This window comes from Methylobacterium sp. yr668, from assembly GCF_900116245.1.
Classification (GTDB): Bacteria; Pseudomonadota; Alphaproteobacteria; order Rhizobiales; family Beijerinckiaceae; genus Methylobacterium.
The window spans coordinates 43,432-61,030 of the sequence record NZ_FOZY01000026.1; the positions used below are offsets into that span (position 1 = coordinate 43,432).

A 17,599-nucleotide genomic window follows, 5' to 3' on the forward strand; every position below is an offset into this window, starting at 1 on the left:
ATCCGCCGACGGACCCGCGACGCGGCCTCCAGCCGTCCGAGCTCCGGTGAGCGTGATGCCACGCTGAACGCGCATCTGAGCGTCCGTTCACCGCCCACCTCTCGGGCACGCAGGCTGGTTATGTCCGGAGCATACCGAACTCGGAGCCGCGGCGCCGGTTGTGGGAGCTTCATCAGGTCGAGATTGACAATATTAACGCTATGAAGTAGCGCTATTGACCATTCTGAAAATTGACAGACGTGATGGATCCCGAACGGGATCAGATGTCATTTGCCCATATCGAGTGGCGAGTGCTTGTATGAGGTTCTCGGAGGCAGGGGCTGCCATTCGGCGCTGGCACTTTGGCTGGCCGCCGCGCACGCGCAGGATGACCGCCAGCGAGCGCTCCCTCTCGGTCGGTGCCTGCCAAACGTGCGGGGCAAAGGTGGAGATCTCCAACGCATACTGCGTTCCCTGCGCCACAGAATACGCCGACTGCGATGTCGCATATTTTGATCGATGGTTGCTGGTCTTTATCTGGGTTGCTGCAGGTGTAACGCTGTTCGGCGTAGTCTATTTTATGTTGAGATTCTTCGGTGTTGTATCATAGAGATGTTGACGATCCTTCGTCGCTCGGCTTTCGCGTCATCGCCGACGTCGGATTGTGGAGCGGTCGGAAGGCTCACCGATCGGAGCGGAACGGCGCAAGCGGCATTCTCAGGATTCGGTGCGCGATGCCGCGCCATCGATTCCAGGTCTGGGACGTATAGGTCCCTGGTCAGGAAAGGTGGCACGTTCCTGGTATCGGATGGCGATCGCGTCGATGCGCCGGCTGTCAGGTTCGTGCACGCTCCTGTCCCGGACCCAGGGCCCTGGCTCGGCGACCACGGGTGGGCCGGCGCTCGAGCGTTGGTATACGGTCCGTCCAGCTCGATATCCCGGTGGATGAGAGATCTGAGTACCTCTATCGGGTGATGGACGCTGGCCATTGCTCGGTAGAATGGCTGTGGGACCCGCTGTTCGGGGCGCGATCACGGCTGACGATACAATCGAGCTGGGTCTGAACAGGTTGCGGGTGAGGGTGAGGGCAGGATGCGCGGCTTGGTTTCGACTGCGACGCTCTCCGGAGTGCTGGCACTTGTCTTCAGCATGCCCGCATCGGCGGCCTCCGATATCACGGTCGCTGCCATTGCCACCGGTCGGCTCTATGTTGTCGGGACGACCGATCGCCCGCACACGGCCGTGATTTTGGACAACCGGTTCAAAACGGAGTCCGACGAGAACAGGAAGTTTCAGTACGAGTTGGTGTACCATCCCGCCAATTGTGTGGTTTCCGCCGCAATCGATGGGACGATACATGAAGCGGTTGTCAGCAATTGTGGGCAGCAGGTGGTGCCCGGAACTTGGCTGGACCCGAAGCCCGCGATGACGAGGCCGACTCCTCTGGAACGGGTGCTCTCACCGACGGTCGAGGTGCCCTCCACCGTCTTCTGCCCCTCGGTTCAGACAGAGCGCTCGCAGGATCCGGCACGCATCGAGCTTGCTGACCGCACGCCACCGGTCTTCACCGTCGTGACGGGGATGAATTTCTCGCCGCGCTACTGACGCTTGGCCGCAGGTGTGAAGAAGGCGGAGAGGATGGGTGCGGCGCATCGTCGGGATCCTCCCCGGAAGGAGTCCGCGAACGGACTTCTGCGCGGCGTCGGCTGACGGAGCGCACGGCGAAAGCGATGGCCGCTTCGCCGGCTTGGGGGCCGTAGTCGGGACCGGCGTGGCGGGTGAGAACGCACCGAGGCGTGCCGGTCGATACAGAGAACTCGCCGTTCACTCTCGAGCCGCGTCGAAGAGCGATGTCAGCATCCTGAGCATACGCTCTTCGCGGCGCCGCGGCCGCCCTTCAGGAGCGCCGCCATCGCCGCTTCGCGATTGTACTCCGACATGATCCTCTTGGTGGCGAGATCCTTATCGAAGCCGGGAATGTTGTCTTTCTGTGTGGCCGAGGCTTCTCCGACGCCGGCACCGTTCGACATGCGGGACAGGCCGGAATAGATCGGCGGCTTCGTCAGATTCTCCGAACGGAGACTCTTCCAGCTCATGCGGTTGCGCATCGAGGAATCGAGAACCGCCAGAGGGTTCACACCGTTCTGGCCGATCTGCGCGTCCGTGAGCTTCAGAGTGCCGGGAATGACGACGGGGAGCGGATCGATATCGCGCTCAGCACGCGGTGCCGCGGCGCCCACGAGCGGGCCCGTCGACGCGGTTGCCGCAGGCATCGCGGTCGGGGGCGGCAAGGCGCTGTAGGCAGTCGGCATCAGCGGCGCGTGGGAGCACGCGCCTAGAGTGAGCACCGCCACGAGCGTTCCGATTCGTCTGAAAGCCATGGTCGCCCTCGCGCTGCGCCGGGCCATTCTAGCCAAGCTTGCACATGACATACCAGTGTTGGGCGGGGTGAGTCCAACCCCTATAAACTGGCTACAGCAATCTCCGAAGTACGCAATGACCAAAAGTAGTATAGGGGCTCAGTGGCCATTCTTGCCGACGGATCCCGGCGATGGGCTCCGTCTCGCGACAAGTGACTTTCGGCCCTGATATGAACAGCTCCGATTTCCGTGCATCTAAGACAAATCGAATTTCGATGATGTATCTAACGCAGTAGATTTGTCGATTGAAGCGCACAGCTACGCTCTCGGTTGTCCATGTCCTTCATGCGAAGTTGGTTGCGGTGTTCGGGTCGGAAGGTGTCCGTGCCCGCGAGAGCGGGGTCGCGGGTCTCTGGGCAGTTAAAGATAGCCCCGATAGATCGTCCTCGCCGTCGAAGAGGCTGCGCCTACTGGCCCAGTTGGGCACGAGATCGCCACAGTTCGGCCGAGCACGTTCGATCTGTGAGCATTCATGACGCTGCCTGCAGGTAGGACGCCACGCGACACGCAGGTTGGGGGCGGCCCGGGCGGTGCGGGGCAAGCCGACGACGTCAATTGACCGAGTCGGCCGCCGCGCGAGCGCGCGGCGGGCAGGCAGCGGCCGCGCAGATCCGCACCGCGCTCCGTCGGTCACCGTCCCCGGAACGCGGCGTCCAGCGCGTGCGAGACACGCGCCAGGATCCCGGCGCGGGCGGCGGCGTCGGAGCCGATATGCGGGTCGCGCTGCACACACGGGTCCGCGTAGGTGAACGGCGTGGCGTCCGGGCCCGCCACGAGGGCGCCGTCCGCCGCCTCGCTTATCGCGCAGGCGCGGACGGTCTGCGCGCCCCGGGCGACCACGGGCTGGGGCGGCCCGGCCGGGTTGTCGAAGACGTGCTGCGCTCCGGGAAAGACGGTCAGGTCGACATCGGCGCCGGCCGCCCTCAGCCGCTCCGCGTAGGCCGCGCAGGTGGCGGCGGGATTGTAGTCGTCGCTGCCGCCACCGAAGATCCGGATCGGCCGATCCGCCACGGCCGTGTCGTCCCGGAAGCGGATGGAGCAGTCCGGGTAGACCGGCAGGTAGAGGGCGGGGATCACGCCGGAGCGGTTCCAGGCGGCGTCGAAGCGCTTGAGGCTGGCGTAGAGCGCCGCCTGCCCGCCGCGCGAGAAGCCCATTACGGCGATCCGCGCCGGGTCGACCCGCGGATGCTTCGCCAGCACGCCCAGCGCCCGGTAGATGTCGAGGATCAGGTTCGTGCGCGCCAGGAGGCTCTGGTCGGTGTTGACGCTGGTCAGGCCGCGCCCGGTGAAGCCGTCGATCGCGAAGGTCGAGATCCCGCGCGCCGCCAGCGCCCGCTGCCAGAACTCGATGTTGCCGCCCAGGCCCCCGGAGCCGTGCATCAGGATCACGGTCGGCAGGCGCTCGGTCCCCGCCTTGGCGATGCGCAGGATCCCCGCGACCGTGACCGGCTTCGCTCCCTCGGACGTGCCGGTGAGGAACTGCCGGTCGGTCAGCGTCAGGCTCTCGAACGGGTGAACCTCCACGCGGGCGGCGTAGCTGCCGAGATCGGCGACGCCGTCCGCTGCGGGCCCGGCGGAGGCCGCCGGCGTGATGCCGGCCAGCAGACAGGCCGCCAGGAACAGGATCGATCGCCGCATCGGAACGCTCCGCCACCGGGCGGCAGCCTAGCAGCGGCGCGGGCGGCCTGTCGCCGCGGGAGGGACCGGAACCGGTTTCCTCTCGCTGCCCGATGTCAGGCCCCGGGGGCGAGGGCTACGCGGCCGCGCGGTCGGCCAGGTAGGCGCGCCAGCCGCCGAAGCGCGTGATGTCGGCCGCCCCGTCGAGGCCGGCTTGCTCGACCAGGAAGCCCTTGGGCGCCGTGCCGTCGGCGAGCCGCAGCGTGCCGATGCCGAGCGGTGCCGGGATGGCGCCGACGAAGCGTCCGAACGCGGCGGGCGGCAGGGCCCACACCTCGGTCTCGATGGGGGCGCCGTCCCCGGCCGCCACCCGGAGCAGCCCCGGGCGCTGCGGCGGGCCGCCCGGCAGGGCGTAGAGGCGATAGTCCCGGGCTGTCGGCACGGCGCGCAGGAAGCGCCCGCCGCAGCCGGCCAGCTCGCGGTTCAGCGGAAGCCCCGAGAGATGCGCCCCGACGACCGCCAGCTCGATCGCGTCCGGTCCGGCCGCGGCCGGCCCCGGCTCCACGACCGGCACCGGCATCGTGCCCGCGCCGATCCGCGGCGCCGAGGCCGCGTGCAGGCGTGCCCCGAGGGCGGCGAGGAGCCCGTCCGAGCCGCGCGGCGCCAGCAGGGTGATCCCGGCGGGGAAGCCGTCGGCGCGGGGCCGGCCCGGCACCGCCAGGGCGCACCAGTCCAGCAGGTTGACGAAGTTGGTGTAGGTGCCGAGCTCGCTGTTCGGCCCGATCGGGTCGGCCGCGACCGCCGCGCAGGTCTGCGGGCGGGGGTAGGTCGGCACGGCGAGGACGTCGATCCGGTCCCAGACCGCGTCCGCCGCCCGGCGCAGCGCCGCGAGGCGGTAGAGGCCCGCGAAGGCGTCGGCCGCGCTGTGGCGCTCGGCGGAGGCGATGACCGCCCGCGTCGTCGGGTGGAGGATGTCGGGGCGCGTCTCCATCACCGGGCGGATCGCCGCGTAGCGCTCGGCGACCCACGGACCGTCGTAGAGCAGGGCCGCGACGGCGAACATCGGCGCGAGATCGACCGGCGCCGCCGCCCCGGCGAGGGCTTCGAGATCGGCGACCGTCGCCGCGAAGGCCGCCTCCGAGAGCCCATCGCCGCCGAAGCGGAGGCTCGCCGCGTCCGGGAGCCCGAGGCGCAGGCCCGGCGGGAGGGCGGCGGGGGCGGCCGGCACCGGTAGGGCCCGCGACCAGGGATCGGCGGCATCCGGACCCAGCATGACTCGGAAGGCCGCGTCGGCGTCGGCCACGGTGCCGGCGAAGACCGAGAGCGTGTCGAGGGTCCGGCAGGCCGGCAGCATCCCGCGGCTGGAGATCGCCCCGAGGGAGGGCTTCAGCCCGACGACGTTGTTGAGCGCCGCCGGCACCCGGCCCGACCCCGCCGTGTCGGTGCCGAGCGCGAAGGCGACGATCCCATGAGCCACCGCCACGGCCGAGCCGCTGCTGGACCCGCCGGGCACGTAGGCCGGATCGATCGCGTTGCGCGGGGCCGGGTAGGGGGTGCGCAGGCCGACGAGCCCGGTGGCGAACTGGTCGAGGTTGGTCTTGCCGATCAGGATCGCGCCGGCCGCGAGGAGCCGCGCCACCGCGGGCGCGGTCTCGGCGGAGGTGTGGGCGAAGTCCGGGCAGGCGGCAGTGGTCGGCAGCCCGGCGACGTCGATGTTGTCCTTGACGGCGAAGGGCACGCCCCAGAGCGGCATCGCCGCGGGGTCGAAGGGCGGGAGCGCCGCCGCGGCTTCGCGAGCATCCGCCTCCGGGACGAGCGCGAGGAAGATGCCGGGATCGTCCACCGCGGCGAGCCGCCGGTAGGCCTCGGCCACGACGGCGCGCGGGTCGAGGCCTTCGGCGTAGGCCGCGTGCAGGAGCGGGATGGTCGGGAAGGGGGGCACGGTCATTCCTCGCAGCGAGGCTCAGGATTCGTCGCCGGTGGCGCGGTACCAGTCGAGGATCTCGCCCCCCTGCATGAACACAGCGTCGTCGCGGGCGAGGACGGCGTCGAGCAGCCGCTCCAGCAGGCCGATCCGGTGCGGCACGCCGGTGATGTAGGGGTGGATCGCGAAGCCCATCACCTTGGCGCCGCCGAGGGGGCCGGAGCCGGCGGCCTCGGCGGCGAGCCGGTCGAGATGGGCGAGCGCCCGCTCCACGAACTCGTCGGCCCGGTGGTGCTGGATGGCCAGAAGCGGGATGTCGTTGAGCTCGACGGAGTAGGGGAGGGCGACGAGGTCGCCCGTGCGCGTCGCCACCCGGCAGGGGCGGTCGTCGGCCACGAAGTCGCCGACGTACTCGAGGCCGGCCGCGTGCAGGTGGTCGGGCGTGTCCAGGGTCTCGGTGAGGCCCGGCCCGAGCCAGCCGCGCGGCGGGCGCCCCGTGGTCGCGGTGATCGCCGCGACGGTGCGGGCGATCATCGCCGGCTGGTCCGAGACCCTGTGGGTCGGGACCTGGTGAAAGCCGTGGGCCATGAACTCCCAGCCGGCCGCGTGGGCGGCCCCGGCCACGCGGGGATAGGCCGTGCAGACCGAGCCGTTGATCGACAGCGTCGGGCGGATTCCGCGGCTGGCGAAGGCCTCGAGGAAGCGCCAGAAGCCGGCCCGCATCCCGTACTCGTGCCACGCCCAGTTGGGGATATCCGGGAGCAGGCTCGCGGCGGTCGGCGGCACCAGGATCTGGCGCGGCATCGGGTTGTCGATCAGCCAGTGCTCGACGTTGACCACCGGCCAGACCGCCACGTGCTTGCCGCCCGGCAAGGTGAGGCGCGGCCGGTCCACGGCGGCGCGGTAGACGAGGCGATTCTCGGGCCGGCGGGGATCGTCGGGCGCGGTGTCCATCAGGCGGCGGCCCGCGGGGCGTGGTGGCTGTGGAGCTGGGCCGCGAGAATCCGGCGCAGGTCGTTGAAGGCCGGGCTCGACACGTCGCGCCGCCGCGGCAGCTCGACCGGGTGGATCGCCTCGATCCGGCCGGGGCCGGGCGACATCATCACGATGCGGTCCGCGAGGAAGATCGCCTCCTCGATGGCGTGGGTGACGAACAGGATCGTCAGCCCCGTCCGCGACCACAGGTCGAGCAGCTCGTCCTGCAGTCGCTCGCGGGTCATGGCGTCGAGCGCCCCGAAGGGCTCATCCATCAGCACCACCTCGGCCTCGTTGGCGAGCACCCGGGCGATGGCGACCCGCTGCTTCATCCCGCCCGAGAGCTGGTGCGGGTAAGCGTCGGCGAAGGCCTGGAGGCCGACCAGGGCGATGTAGCGCTCGGCGGTGTCGCGCACCTCGGCGGCGGGCCGCCCGCGGGCCTTCGGGCCGAAGCCGATATTGTCCCGCACCGTGAGCCACGGGAACAGGCCGTAATCCTGGAAGACCATGCCGCGGCTCGGCCCCGGCCCGGCGATCGGCTTGCCCCACATCAGGGCCTGCCCGGCGGTCGGGGCCTCGAACCCGGCGGCGACCCGCAGCAGCGTCGACTTCCCGCAGCCCGAGGCGCCGAGCAGGCAGACGAACTCGCCACGGGACACCGTGAGGTTCGCCTCGCGCAGGGCCTCGGTCCGGCGGCCGCCCGCCGCGTAGGTCTTGGAGACCGCCCGCATGTCGAGGATCGGGATCGTCGGATCAGCCATGATTGGGGCTCCAGGCGAGCAGCCGGCGGCCGAGCTGCATGACCAGCCAGTCGGAGACGAAGCCCGCGACCCCGATCACCGCCATGCCGCAGATCACGATCTCGGTGCGCGAGAGCTGGCGCGCCTCCATGATGATCGCCCCGAGGCCGGTCTGGACGCCGGTCATCTCGCCGACCACGATCACCACCCAGGCGAAGCCCAGCCCCAGCCGCAGGCCGGTGAAGATCGACGGCAGCGCCGCCGGCAGCACCACGCGGACGAACTGCGCCGGCCCGGTGCAGCCCAGCATAGCGGCTGCCTCGAACAGCCGCGGCTCAACGGAGCGGACCCCGAACACGGTGTTGACCAGGATCGGGTAGAACGCCCCGAGGAACACGAGGAAGAAGGCCGAGCGTGGCCCGAGGCCGAACAGGATCATCGCCAAGGGCAGCCACGCGGTGACCGGAACCGGCCGCAGCACCTGCAGGACGGGATCGAGCAGCGCCCGGATCAGGGGCACGCGGCCGATCAGCAGGCCGAGCGGCAGGGCGGCGGCGGCCGCCAGCGCGAAGCCGCCGTAGACCCGGCTCAGCGACGCCGCGAGATGGGTCCAGAGCGTGCCGCTGAACGCGTCGTCGTTGACGCCGCCGACCGCGAGATCTCGCATCTCGGCCCAGACCTCCGCGGGGGGCGGGATCAGGCTGTAGGGCCGGCCCGCGGTGGTGACCTGCCAGACCGCGACGAGCGCGGCCGGCACCACGCAGGCGAGCGCCAGCCGGCGCAGGTGGGCGAGCCCGGGCCCGGATCCGGCCCGGCGGGAGGGCGCCGGCGTCACCGCCGCCGGCAGGGCGCCGGCCTCGATCCCGGTGCTCACGCCCGCCCCAGCGCGTCGACGAAGCGGGTATCGATGAAGCCGGGCTCCGGCAGCCGCTTGATCTGCTTGAGCGCGAGCATGTGCTGCGCGTAGGCATCGGCCTGCCGGATCTCGTTCGGCCCGAGGCGCCAGGTCAGCTCGACGTTCGGGGCCGAGAGCTCGAGCGCCTCGCGCTTCTGGCCGAGCTTCGCTACCGCCATGGCGATCATCGCGTCGCGGTCGCTGGCCGCGAAGTCCGTCGCCTTGCGGTGGATCTCCAGCATGGTCCGGACGAGGTCCGGCCGCTCGGCCAGCGTGTCGCGGTGGGCGCCGAACACCATGTTCAGCGCGCCCATCTCGGTGCCGTAGGGGTACTCGACGAGCTGGCCGACGCCCGAGGCGAGGCTGACGCCCGGGCCCGGCTCGGCGCCGACATAGGCGTCGACGTCGCCGCGGGCGAGCGCGATGTGCATCTCCGAGAAGGAGACGCGCACGGGGGTGATGTCCTTCACCGAGAGGCCCTCCATGCGCATCCGCTCCAGGACGAAGACCTCCTGGGTGCTGCCGGGCCAGATCGCGACGCGCTTGCCGCGCAGGTCTTTGATGGCGTGGATGTCGGAGCCCTTCTTGGCGATCACCGCCATCCCGCGGTTGCAGGTGGAGGCGATGACCACGAGCGGCTCGCCGGCGGCGGCGCCCAGCGTCGCGGCGGCGATCCCGAAGGTGCCGAAATCCACCGACTTGGTGACCACGGCGTTCTTGCACTCGGTCGGGCTCTCGAAGGGCACCACCTCCACGTTCACCCCGGGCGGGGTGAAGCGCGCGTAGAAACTCGGCGCGATCGAGTGGATCAGCTTGAGGGAGCCCATCCGGATCGTGATGGGCGCGCCCTGTGCGCGGGCCCGGGCCAGGGGTCCGAGGGCGAGGCCGGCCCCGAGACCGGCCAGGAGGGTGCGGCGGCGGATCATCGAACGGCTCCTGCAGGGTCTCGATGTGCCGAGGCTACGGGCACCAACCTGTTGCGAGGAAGTGCTATTTTCTGAGCGTGCCGTTGCCATAAACGCAACAGCCCGGCAGGGTGCGGGCGTGAAGCACCTGCGCACCGTCACCTACGTCGCCGAGGTCGCCCGCGCCGGCTCGATCCGGCGCGCAGCGGAGCGCTTGAACCTCACGCCCTCGGCCCTGACCCGGCAGATCCAGGATCTCGAGTACGAGCTCGGCACGCCGATCTTCGAGCGCCTGCCGCAGGGGATGCGGCTCAACGCGGCCGGCGAGCTCTTCGCCCGGCACATCCGCGACCAAGCCGCCGATCTCGACCGGGTCCGCTCGCAGATCGCCGACCTGTCAGGCGTGCGGCGGGGGCACGTGGCGCTCGCCTGCAGCCAGGCCTTCGTCACCCAGGTGGTGCCCGAGGAGGTCGAGGCCTACCGCGCCCGCTTTCCGCAGGTCGGCTTCACCGTGCAGGTCCGCGACCACGCCCAGGCGGTGACAGCCCTGGCGGAATTCGAGGCCGACCTCGCCCTGATCCTGCAGCCGCCGCCCTCGGCGGAGCTGCACCCGCTCTATTCCGGCCATCAGACCCTGTGCGCGCTGATGCGCAGAGGCCACGCGCTGGCGGCGGAGAGCGGGCCGGTGCGGCTGCGCGACTGTCTCGCGCACGCCCTGGCGCTGCCCGACCGATCGCTCGCCATCCGCCACCACATCGAGCACGCGCTGGCCCGGCGGGGCGTCGAGCTGCGGCCCGTGGTGGAGTCGGGCTCGCTGGAGTTCCTGCGCAACCTCACCCTGCGGGAGGACGTGGTGAGCCTGCAGGTGCCCAGCGGCATCCCGGAGGACCCGCGCCTGCACAGCCGGCCGATCGACACCCGCGACCTCACCCCGATGACGCTGGTCCTGGCGCAGCTGCGCGGGCGCTCGCTGTCGGTGGCCGCCGCCAAGTTCGCCGATCAGCTGGTCGTCCGGCTGAACCGGGAAGGGGCCTGACCGGCGTCCCGCTCAGGCGGGCAGGCCGGCTTCGGCCAGCGCCTCGGCGTATCGCTGCCCAAGGGCGGCGACCGGGAAGGGGATCCGCGCCAGGAAGCCCGAGACCGTCAATCCGGGCTCGATCGCCAGGAGCTCGGCCACCGCCTGCCGGGCGCGCTCCGGCTGGCCGAGCCCGACATGGGCCACGGCGAGCGCCCGCAGGGCGACGGCGAAGCGCCGGTTCTGCGCCAGCGCCCGCTCGGCCCACCGGATCGCCTCGGGATAGTCGGACTCGCTGACCGCCGCGACCGCCATCACGCCCGACATCAGCCAGCCGCGCGGATCCCGCGGGTTGAGCTGCAGCGCCCGCTCGACCATGGCGCGTCCCGCCTCCGCGCGGCCGCACATGGTCTCGATCCAGCCCGCGAGGGTGAGCGCCAGGGCGGAGTTCGGGTTGACGAGCAGCGCGCGGCCGAACAGGTCGCGCGCCCGGTCCCGCCCGGTCTCCGACATGTTCCAGACCGCGAAGGCCGCCATCCACAGCACCTGCGCGTCCCCGGGCGCGCGCTCGACCGCGCCCCAGGCCAGCCGCACGGCCGCCGCGCGCTCCGCCTCGCCCTGCGCGATCCAGCCCTGGAAATGGCACTGCGCCCGGCAATAGGCCGCCGCGGCCATCGCCGGGGCGTAGCCCGGGTCGAGCGCCAGGGCCTCGTCCAGGTGATCGAGCGCCGCCGCCATGCCGGCGGCGGTGAAGGCGGCGAGCCGGGCATTGGCCCGGAGCAGCCGGTCGTAGGCGTCCGGATGGGCCGGCGCGTCGCGGCCGAGCCGGCCGATCTCCGCCAGCTGGAGGGTGGGCTCGATCGCGGCGGCGGCGCGCGCGGCGACCCGCTCCTGCAGGGCGAAGACGTCGTCGAGCCCGCCGTCGAAGCTGTCGGCCCAGAGATGGGCGCCGGTCCCGGCATCGACCAGCTGGCCGGTGATCCTCAGGCGCGACCCGCCGCGGCGCACGCTGCCGGCGACCACGTAGCCGACGCCGAGCTCCTGCCCGACCCGGCGCACGTCGATCGCCGCGCCCCGGTAGGTGAAGGTCGAGTTGCGCGCGATCACGAACAGGCCGCTGACGCGGGACAGCGCCGTGATGATCTCCTCGGTGATCCCGTCGGCGAAGTAGGCCTGCTCCGGATCCGCGCTCATGTTGGTGAAGGGCAGGACCGCCACCGCGGGCAGGCGCGGCCCGGTGCGCCACGTGACGCCCGCCTCCGCCACCTCTTCCGGAGCGATCCCGGGCGAGACCTCCGATGCGGCCTCCCGCACGGCGCCGACGAAGCGCACGCCCTTGCGCGGGAGCGTCCGGATCCAGCGCTGCTCGGTTCCGGTGTCGCCGATCGCCGTCCGGGCCGCGTTGATCCGGCTGCCGAGGGTCGCCTCGGAGACGATGCGCCCGTTCCAGACCGCCTCCAGCAGGTCGTCGCGGCTTACCACCCGGTCGCGCCGCTCGATCAGCACCCGCAGGAGGTCGAAGACCTGCGGCTCGACGGCGATCTCGGCGCCGTCCCGGCTGAGCTCGCGCCGGGCAGAATCGAGGGTGAAGGATCCGAACCGGTAGATCAAGGGGCGTTCCTGGGCGGGGCCATGTCCTCGTTCCGCGCCCTGCTCACCGAACCGGTCTCCGCGGCGGAGGGCGCTCTAGCACGGGCCCGGGCGGGCATAAATCATGGGCCTCTGAAGGTGTCCTCAAGGTCCTCTCAAAGCGCGGTGTCGAGCATCGGGATAGATTTCGCTCCATCGAAGACTTTCCGACGAGGGAGCTGTCCATGGCCCGCGAGACCGATCCCGACACATCCGCCTGGAGCCGCCGCCGCCTCCTGAAGAGCGCGGTAGCCACCGCCGCCCTCGCCGAGCTCGGCCTCGGCCGGACCGCGCGGGCGCAGGGCGGCTCGGCCCCCGGCGCCCCGGTCCCCGGCGCCGTGCCGGGCGTCCTGAAGCAGGTCGAGGCCGGCGTGCTCGACGTCGGCTACGTCGATGCCGGTCCCGCCGACGGGCCGGCGGTCATCCTGCTGCACGGCTGGCCCTACGACATCCACGCCTTCGCGGAGGTCGTTCCGATCCTCACGGCGGCCGGGCACCGGGTGATCGTGCCGTACCTGCGCGGCTACGGCACCACCCGTTTCCTGGCGTCGGACACGGTCCGGAACGGCGAGCAGGCGGCACTCGCGGTGGACGTCATCGCCCTGATGGACGCCCTGAAGATCCCCCAGGCCGTCCTGGGCGGCTTCGACTGGGGCGCGCGGACGGCCGACATCGTCGCGGCGCTGTGGCCGGAGCGGTGCCGGGCGCTGGTGGCGGTCAGCGGCTACCTGATCGGCAACCAGGAGGCCGGCAAGAAGCCGCTGCCGCCGCGGGCCGAGCTGTCCTGGTGGTACCAGTTCTACTTCGCCACCAGCCGGGGGCGGGCCGGCTACGAGGCCTACCGTGCCGACTTCGCCAAGCTGATCTGGCAGACCGCCTCGCCGCGCTGGCGCTTCGACGACGCAACCTTCGCGCGGAGCGCCCCGGCCCTCGACAACCCGGATCACGTCAGCATCGTCATCCACAATTACCGCTGGCGGATGGGCCTCGCCGATGGCGAGCGCCGGTACGACGCGCTGGAGAGCCGCCTCGCGCAGGCGCCCACGATCGGCGTGCCGACCATCACCCTGGAGGGCGACGCGAACGGCGCCCCGCATCCCGACCCCGCCAGCTACGCGGCCAAGTTCACCGGACGCTACGCGCACCGGCTGATCACCGGCGGGATCGGCCACAACCTCCCGCAGGAGGCCCCGCGCGCCTTCGCGCAGGCCGTGATCGACGCGGCCGCGGCCTGACCGCGCCGGCGCGGCCGGATCATCCCCGGACACACGATCATCCCGAGACGATGACGGAGGTTGCCATGCGGTTCTTGGCTGTCGCGCTGCCGGCCCTGCTCGCTGCGGGCCTGATTTTGGGAGGCTCTGCGGTGCGCGCCGTGGATGCCGGGACTTCCCCGGCGGCCTCGCCGATCTACGGCGTCACCGTCCCGGACGGGTACCGCGACTGGCAGCTCGTCGGCGTCGCGCAGGAGACCGGGGCCCTCGACGAGCTGCGCGCCGTGGTCGGCAACGCGCGGGCGCTGGACGCCTACCGGTCGGGCACCCTGCCGTTCCCGGACGGGACGGTGCTGATGAAGCGCGCCTGGACGCGGGTGCCGTCCGCGGAGTTCGCCCCGGCCTTCGTGCCCGGCGGCGCCACGACGGTTCAGGTCATGGTGAAGGATTCGCGGCGCTACGCGGCGACGGGGGGCTGGGGGTTCGGGCGCTTCGTCGACGGCAAGCCCGCGGACGCGGCCCAGCACGAGACCTGCTTCGACTGCCACAGCGCCAATGTCCGGGACCACGACTACGTGTTCACGCGGCTCGCGCCCTGAGGCCGGCCGCCGCCCGTACGGTCGCCCGGACGGACGCCACGACGCCCCTGTCAGCGCGCGGCTTCCCTCAACGTCCGCTCGCTGTCGCGCCTTGCGTCTCCCGTCAGCCGGCGCCTACACCTTTGCCGGCTCAAGCTCGGCCCGGACCGGGCGGGACATGACGGCGCCGGCCCGAGGCACGGCCCCGCAGGGAGGATAGCGCGTGACGATCGCCCGATACGGCGCAGCCCTGGCGCTGCTCTGCGGCTTCGGTTCCCTGTCGCCCTTGAGGGCCGACGAGTGCCCCAACCGCGGCCAGCTCGACGACGCCTACTGCGACGCCAACAAGGACCTCGTTGCCGACGTTCCGGCCAAGACCCGCGACCCGAGCGTGATCGTCTTCGCCTACACGCCGGTGGAGGATCCCGCGGTCTACGAGAACTCGTTCAAGCCGTTCACGACCTACCTGAGCCAGTGCACGGGCAAGCGCGTCGTCTACTACCCGGTCCAGTCGAACTCCGCCGAGATCGAGGCGATGCGCTCCGGCCGGCTCACGGTGGCGGGCTTCTCGACCGGGCCCCTCGGCTTCGCGGTGAACATGGCCGGCGCGATCCCGTTCGCCGCCAAGGGCACCGAGAAGGGCGCCGAGGGCTACAACCTGATCGTCGTGGTGAAGGCGAGCAGCCCCTACAGGACGCTGGCCGACCTCAAGGGCAAGCGCGTGGCCCACACGGCGCCGTCGTCGAATTCCGGCAACCTCGCGCCCAAGGCGCTGTTCCCCGAGCAGGGGCTGAAGCCCGGCGAGGACTACAAGCTCATCTACTCGGGCGGCCACGACAAGTCGGCGCTGGGCGTCGGCACCGGCGACTACGACGCCGCCCCTGTGGCCTCCGACGTATTCTACCGGATGGTCGCCCGCGGGACGATCAAGGGCGACGATTACCGGGTGATCTACACGAGCGAGAAGTTCCCGACCTCGGGTTTCGCCTACGCCCACGATCTCAAGCCGGAACTCGCCGAGAAGCTGAAGCAGTGCTTCTACGACTTCCGCTTCCCGCCCGACATGGTGAAGGATTTCGAGGGCGACGACCGGTTCGCGCCGATCACCTACCTCAAGGACTGGGCGATCGTTCGCAAGGTCGCGGAGGAATCGGGCACGCCGTACAACAAGGTCGCCTACGAGCGCGAGGCCGCCCGCGAGGCCGAGGCGGCGCGCAAGAAGGCCGCGGGCGCCCCTAAGCCGTGACGCAGGCCGTGACGCAGGCCGTGACGGCGGGGAGCGCGGCGCGCGCGGTGGCGGCCGGACCCGAGGGCGATCCCCGGGCGGAGGATCCGCGCGCGCTGGTGATCCGCGGGCTGACCAAGGCATACCGGGCCGGCCAGCCGGTCCTGAAGGGCATCGACCTCGTGGTGCCGGGCACCGGGCTCACGGCGATCATCGGGCCGTCCGGCACCGGCAAGAGCACCCTGATCCGATGCATCAACCGGCTGGTCCAGCCGACCTCGGGGGAGATCCTGTTCCGGGGCGAGGACCTCGCCCGGCTCTCCGGCCCCGCCCTGCGCCGGGCGCGCCGCCGGATCGGGATGGTGTTCCAGGAGTACAACCTGGTCGAGCGCCTCTCGGTGATGGAGAACCTGCTCTGCGGCCGCCTCGGCTACGTGCCGGCCTGGCGCGCGTGGCTGCGGCGCTTCCCCGAGGCGGACATCGCCCGCGCCTTCGACCTCCTCGACGCGGTCGGCTTGTCGGGCTTCGCCACCCGCCGGGCCGACGCCCTGTCGGGCGGGCAGCGCCAGCGCGTCGGCATCGCCCGGGCGATCATGCAGGAGCCCGAGATCGTGCTCGCCGACGAGCCGACCTCGTCCCTCGACCCGAAGAGCTCCGTGGAGATCATGGAGATCCTGTCCCGGCTCGCGGCCGAGCGCGGCGTGCCGGTGGTGGTCAACATCCACAACGTGGCGCTCGCCCAGCGCTTCGCCGCGCGGATCGTCGGCATGTCGGGCGGGCACGTGGTCTATGACGGGCCGCCGGACCGGCTGAGCGAGGCTGACCTGCGCGGCATCTACGGCGGCGAGAACTGGCTCGAATGAGCGCGCCCGCCCGCCCGGCCTCTCCCGACGCGTCCCCCGACCGCGTCGCGTTCCGGCCCAACTGGACCGCCCGCGCCGGCTGGGCGCTCCTCGCCGTCTACGCGGTCTACGCGGCGACCCAGCTCGGCTTCTCGCCCGAGCGCTTCGCCGGCGGCCTCGCCCACGGGCAGCAGTTCCTGGCCCGGATGTTCCCGCCGAACTTCTCCCGCTGGGAACTGATCCAGTCGGGCATCCTCGAGAGCCTGCAGATCGCCGTGATCGCCACGGTGGTCGGCATCGCGGTCGCCCTGCCGATCGGCTTCCTGGCGGCCCGCAACCTGATGCCGCCCTGGGTGACGTGGCCGACCCGCATCCTGATCGCGCTCTGCCGGTCGTTCCACCCGATCATCGTGGCGATCCTGTTCGTGAAGGCGATCGGGTTCGGGGCGCTCGCCGGCGTCATGGCGCTGATCGTCGCCTCGGTGGGCTTCATCGCCAAGCTGTTCGCCGAGGCGATCGAGGAGATCTCGCTGAAGCAGGTCGAGGCGGTGCGCGCGACCGGCGCCGGCTTCCTGTCGACGCTGATCATGGGCGTGCAGCCGCAGGTGCTGCCGCGCTTCATCGGCTTCGCCACCTACCAGCTCGATTCCAACCTGCGGAACTCGACCATGGTGGGCATCGTTGGCGGCGGCGGCATCGGCGCGACGCTGTTCACCGCCTACCAGCGCTTCGACTTCGACGTGGTGCTGGCGATCCTGATCGTCATCGTCGCCCTGATCATGGTGGCCGAGATCGTCTCCGGCTGGGCCCGCAAGGTGTTCCAGTGAGCTTCGCCCTCGCGCCCGCGTCCGCCGGCCCGCGCCGCTGGCAGCGCTTCCCCCTGTGGAAGCGGCTGGCGCGGCTCGCCTTCACGCTGTGCGCGGTGGCGGCCTTCGTGGCGAGCCTGCGCACCATCGAGGTGATCCCGGAATTCCTCTACGACGCCCCCGACCAGCTGGCCGACCTGTTCGGCCGGATGTGGCCGATGGATGCCGGCTATGTCGGGCCGACCCTGCGGGCGCTGGTGGAGACGCTCCACATCGCGACGCTCGGCACCCTGATCGCCATCGCGATCGCGGTGCCGATCGGGCTGATGGCGGCCCGCAACGTCACGCCCAACCGCGCGCTGAACCTCTTCGCCAAGTTCGTGTTCGTGACCTCGCGCTCGGTGAACTCTCTGGTCTGGGCGCTGCTGTTCGTGGCGGTGTTCGGCCCGGGGCCGCTGGCCGGGACCCTGGCGATCGCGCTCCGCTCCGTCGGCTTCACCGGAAAGCTGTTCGCCGAGGCGCTGGAGGAGGCCAATCGCGGCTCGATCGAGGCCCTGCAGGCCGCGGGCGCCGGCCGGATGTCGACTTTGCTGCTCGGCTACTGGCCGCAGGTGAAGCCGGCCTTCTGGTCGATCGCGCTGTTCCGCTGGGACATCAACATCCGCGAATCCGCCGTGCTGGGGCTGGTCGGCGCGGGCGGCATCGGCGTCGCGCTCGATACTGCCCTGAACCTGCTCTACTGGGACCAAGTCGCCGTGGTGCTCGCCGCGATCTTCGGCGTCGTCATCCTGGCCGAGATCGTCGTGACGGCGCTCCGCGCCCGGACGCTCTGAGA

At 71.3% G+C, this 17,599-nt stretch carries 16 protein-coding genes; 8 read left to right on the forward strand and 8 right to left on the reverse strand.

Going from position 1 to position 17,599, the window contains the following annotated elements; all coding sequences use genetic code 11:
* Positions 1–1,071 precede the first annotated feature (1,071 nt).
* The gene (locus BM419_RS24385; RefSeq protein ID WP_026604632.1) at positions 1,072–1,584 is read left to right on the forward strand and encodes a hypothetical protein; all 513 of its coding nucleotides are present in this window, start codon (positions 1,072–1,074) and stop codon (positions 1,582–1,584) included.
* Between the two features lie 248 nt (positions 1,585–1,832).
* On the opposite strand, the gene BM419_RS24390 is transcribed toward BM419_RS24385, so the two are convergent.
* The 7 genes from BM419_RS24390 to BM419_RS24420 all read right to left on the reverse strand — a co-directional run bounded on the left by BM419_RS24390 (position 1,833) and on the right by BM419_RS24420 (position 9,476).
* Complete coding sequence (locus tag BM419_RS24390; RefSeq protein WP_244540847.1) at positions 1,833–2,360, reverse strand: hypothetical protein; 528 nt, start codon at positions 2,358–2,360, stop codon at positions 1,833–1,835.
* 669 nt (positions 2,361–3,029) lie between these two features.
* The gene (locus BM419_RS24395) at positions 3,030–4,037 is read right to left on the reverse strand and encodes a dienelactone hydrolase family protein (RefSeq protein ID WP_091927919.1); all 1,008 of its coding nucleotides are present in this window, start codon (positions 4,035–4,037) and stop codon (positions 3,030–3,032) included.
* A gap of 115 nt (positions 4,038–4,152) precedes the next feature.
* Positions 4,153–5,964 carry an allophanate hydrolase gene (gene atzF, locus BM419_RS24400; protein ID WP_091927920.1) on the reverse strand — a complete coding sequence of 604 codons (1,812 nt, stop codon included), beginning with the start codon at positions 5,962–5,964 and terminating at the stop codon, positions 4,153–4,155.
* Between the two features lie 15 nt (positions 5,965–5,979).
* Complete coding sequence (locus tag BM419_RS24405; protein WP_091927921.1) at positions 5,980–6,894, reverse strand: polysaccharide deacetylase family protein; 915 nt, start codon at positions 6,892–6,894, stop codon at positions 5,980–5,982.
* Entirely contained in the window at positions 6,894–7,676 is a 783-nt protein-coding gene (locus tag BM419_RS24410; protein WP_056524883.1) for an ABC transporter ATP-binding protein, read from the reverse strand. The genes BM419_RS24405 and BM419_RS24410 overlap by 1 nt, the downstream gene beginning before the upstream one ends.
* Positions 7,669–8,529: an ABC transporter permease gene (locus BM419_RS24415; protein ID WP_020091229.1), complete on the reverse strand. Its 861-nt coding sequence runs from the start codon at positions 8,527–8,529 to the stop codon at positions 7,669–7,671. The genes BM419_RS24410 and BM419_RS24415 overlap by 8 nt, the downstream gene beginning before the upstream one ends.
* The gene (locus BM419_RS24420; RefSeq protein WP_091927922.1) at positions 8,526–9,476 is read right to left on the reverse strand and encodes an ABC transporter substrate-binding protein; all 951 of its coding nucleotides are present in this window, start codon (positions 9,474–9,476) and stop codon (positions 8,526–8,528) included. Before BM419_RS24420 ends, BM419_RS24415 begins: the two co-directional genes overlap by 4 nt.
* Before the next feature lie 118 nt (positions 9,477–9,594).
* Between BM419_RS24420 and BM419_RS24425 the strand changes: the two genes are divergently transcribed.
* On the forward strand, positions 9,595–10,491 hold the full coding sequence (locus BM419_RS24425) for a LysR family transcriptional regulator (protein ID WP_042671102.1): 897 nt from the start codon (positions 9,595–9,597) through the stop codon (positions 10,489–10,491).
* Positions 10,492–10,503: 12 nt separating this feature from the next.
* Here BM419_RS24425 and BM419_RS24430 read toward each other — a convergent pair whose 3' ends face one another.
* Positions 10,504–12,081 (reverse strand): winged helix-turn-helix domain-containing protein, encoded by a 1,578-nt coding sequence (locus BM419_RS24430; RefSeq protein ID WP_091927923.1) that lies wholly within the window; start codon positions 12,079–12,081, stop codon positions 10,504–10,506.
* 203 nt (positions 12,082–12,284) lie between these two features.
* Here BM419_RS24430 and BM419_RS24435 point away from each other — a divergent pair, with 203 nt between their 5' ends.
* From BM419_RS24435 to phnE (BM419_RS24460), 6 genes are all read left to right on the forward strand, one after another.
* A complete protein-coding gene (locus BM419_RS24435) occupies positions 12,285–13,334 on the forward strand; it encodes an alpha/beta fold hydrolase (RefSeq protein ID WP_091927924.1) in 1,050 nt (349 codons plus the stop codon).
* Positions 13,335–13,399: 65 nt separating this feature from the next.
* Entirely contained in the window at positions 13,400–13,912 is a 513-nt protein-coding gene (locus tag BM419_RS24440) for a cytochrome P460 family protein (protein WP_091927925.1), read from the forward strand.
* A 202-nt stretch (positions 13,913–14,114) separates the two neighbouring features.
* Positions 14,115–15,137, forward strand: coding sequence for a phosphate/phosphite/phosphonate ABC transporter substrate-binding protein (phnD, locus tag BM419_RS24445; RefSeq protein ID WP_091927926.1), 1,023 nt, complete (start codon positions 14,115–14,117; stop codon positions 15,135–15,137).
* Positions 15,138–15,184: 47 nt separating this feature from the next.
* A complete protein-coding gene (phnC, locus tag BM419_RS24450) occupies positions 15,185–15,979 on the forward strand; it encodes a phosphonate ABC transporter ATP-binding protein (RefSeq protein WP_024828718.1) in 795 nt (264 codons plus the stop codon).
* On the forward strand, positions 15,976–16,785 hold the full coding sequence (gene phnE, locus BM419_RS24455) for a phosphonate ABC transporter, permease protein PhnE (protein WP_091675666.1): 810 nt from the start codon (positions 15,976–15,978) through the stop codon (positions 16,783–16,785). Before phnC ends, phnE (BM419_RS24455) begins: the two co-directional genes overlap by 4 nt.
* On the forward strand, positions 16,782–17,597 hold the full coding sequence (gene phnE, locus BM419_RS24460) for a phosphonate ABC transporter, permease protein PhnE (protein WP_091927927.1): 816 nt from the start codon (positions 16,782–16,784) through the stop codon (positions 17,595–17,597). Before phnE (BM419_RS24455) ends, phnE (BM419_RS24460) begins: the two co-directional genes overlap by 4 nt.
* The last annotated feature ends 2 nt before the right edge of the window (positions 17,598–17,599 follow it).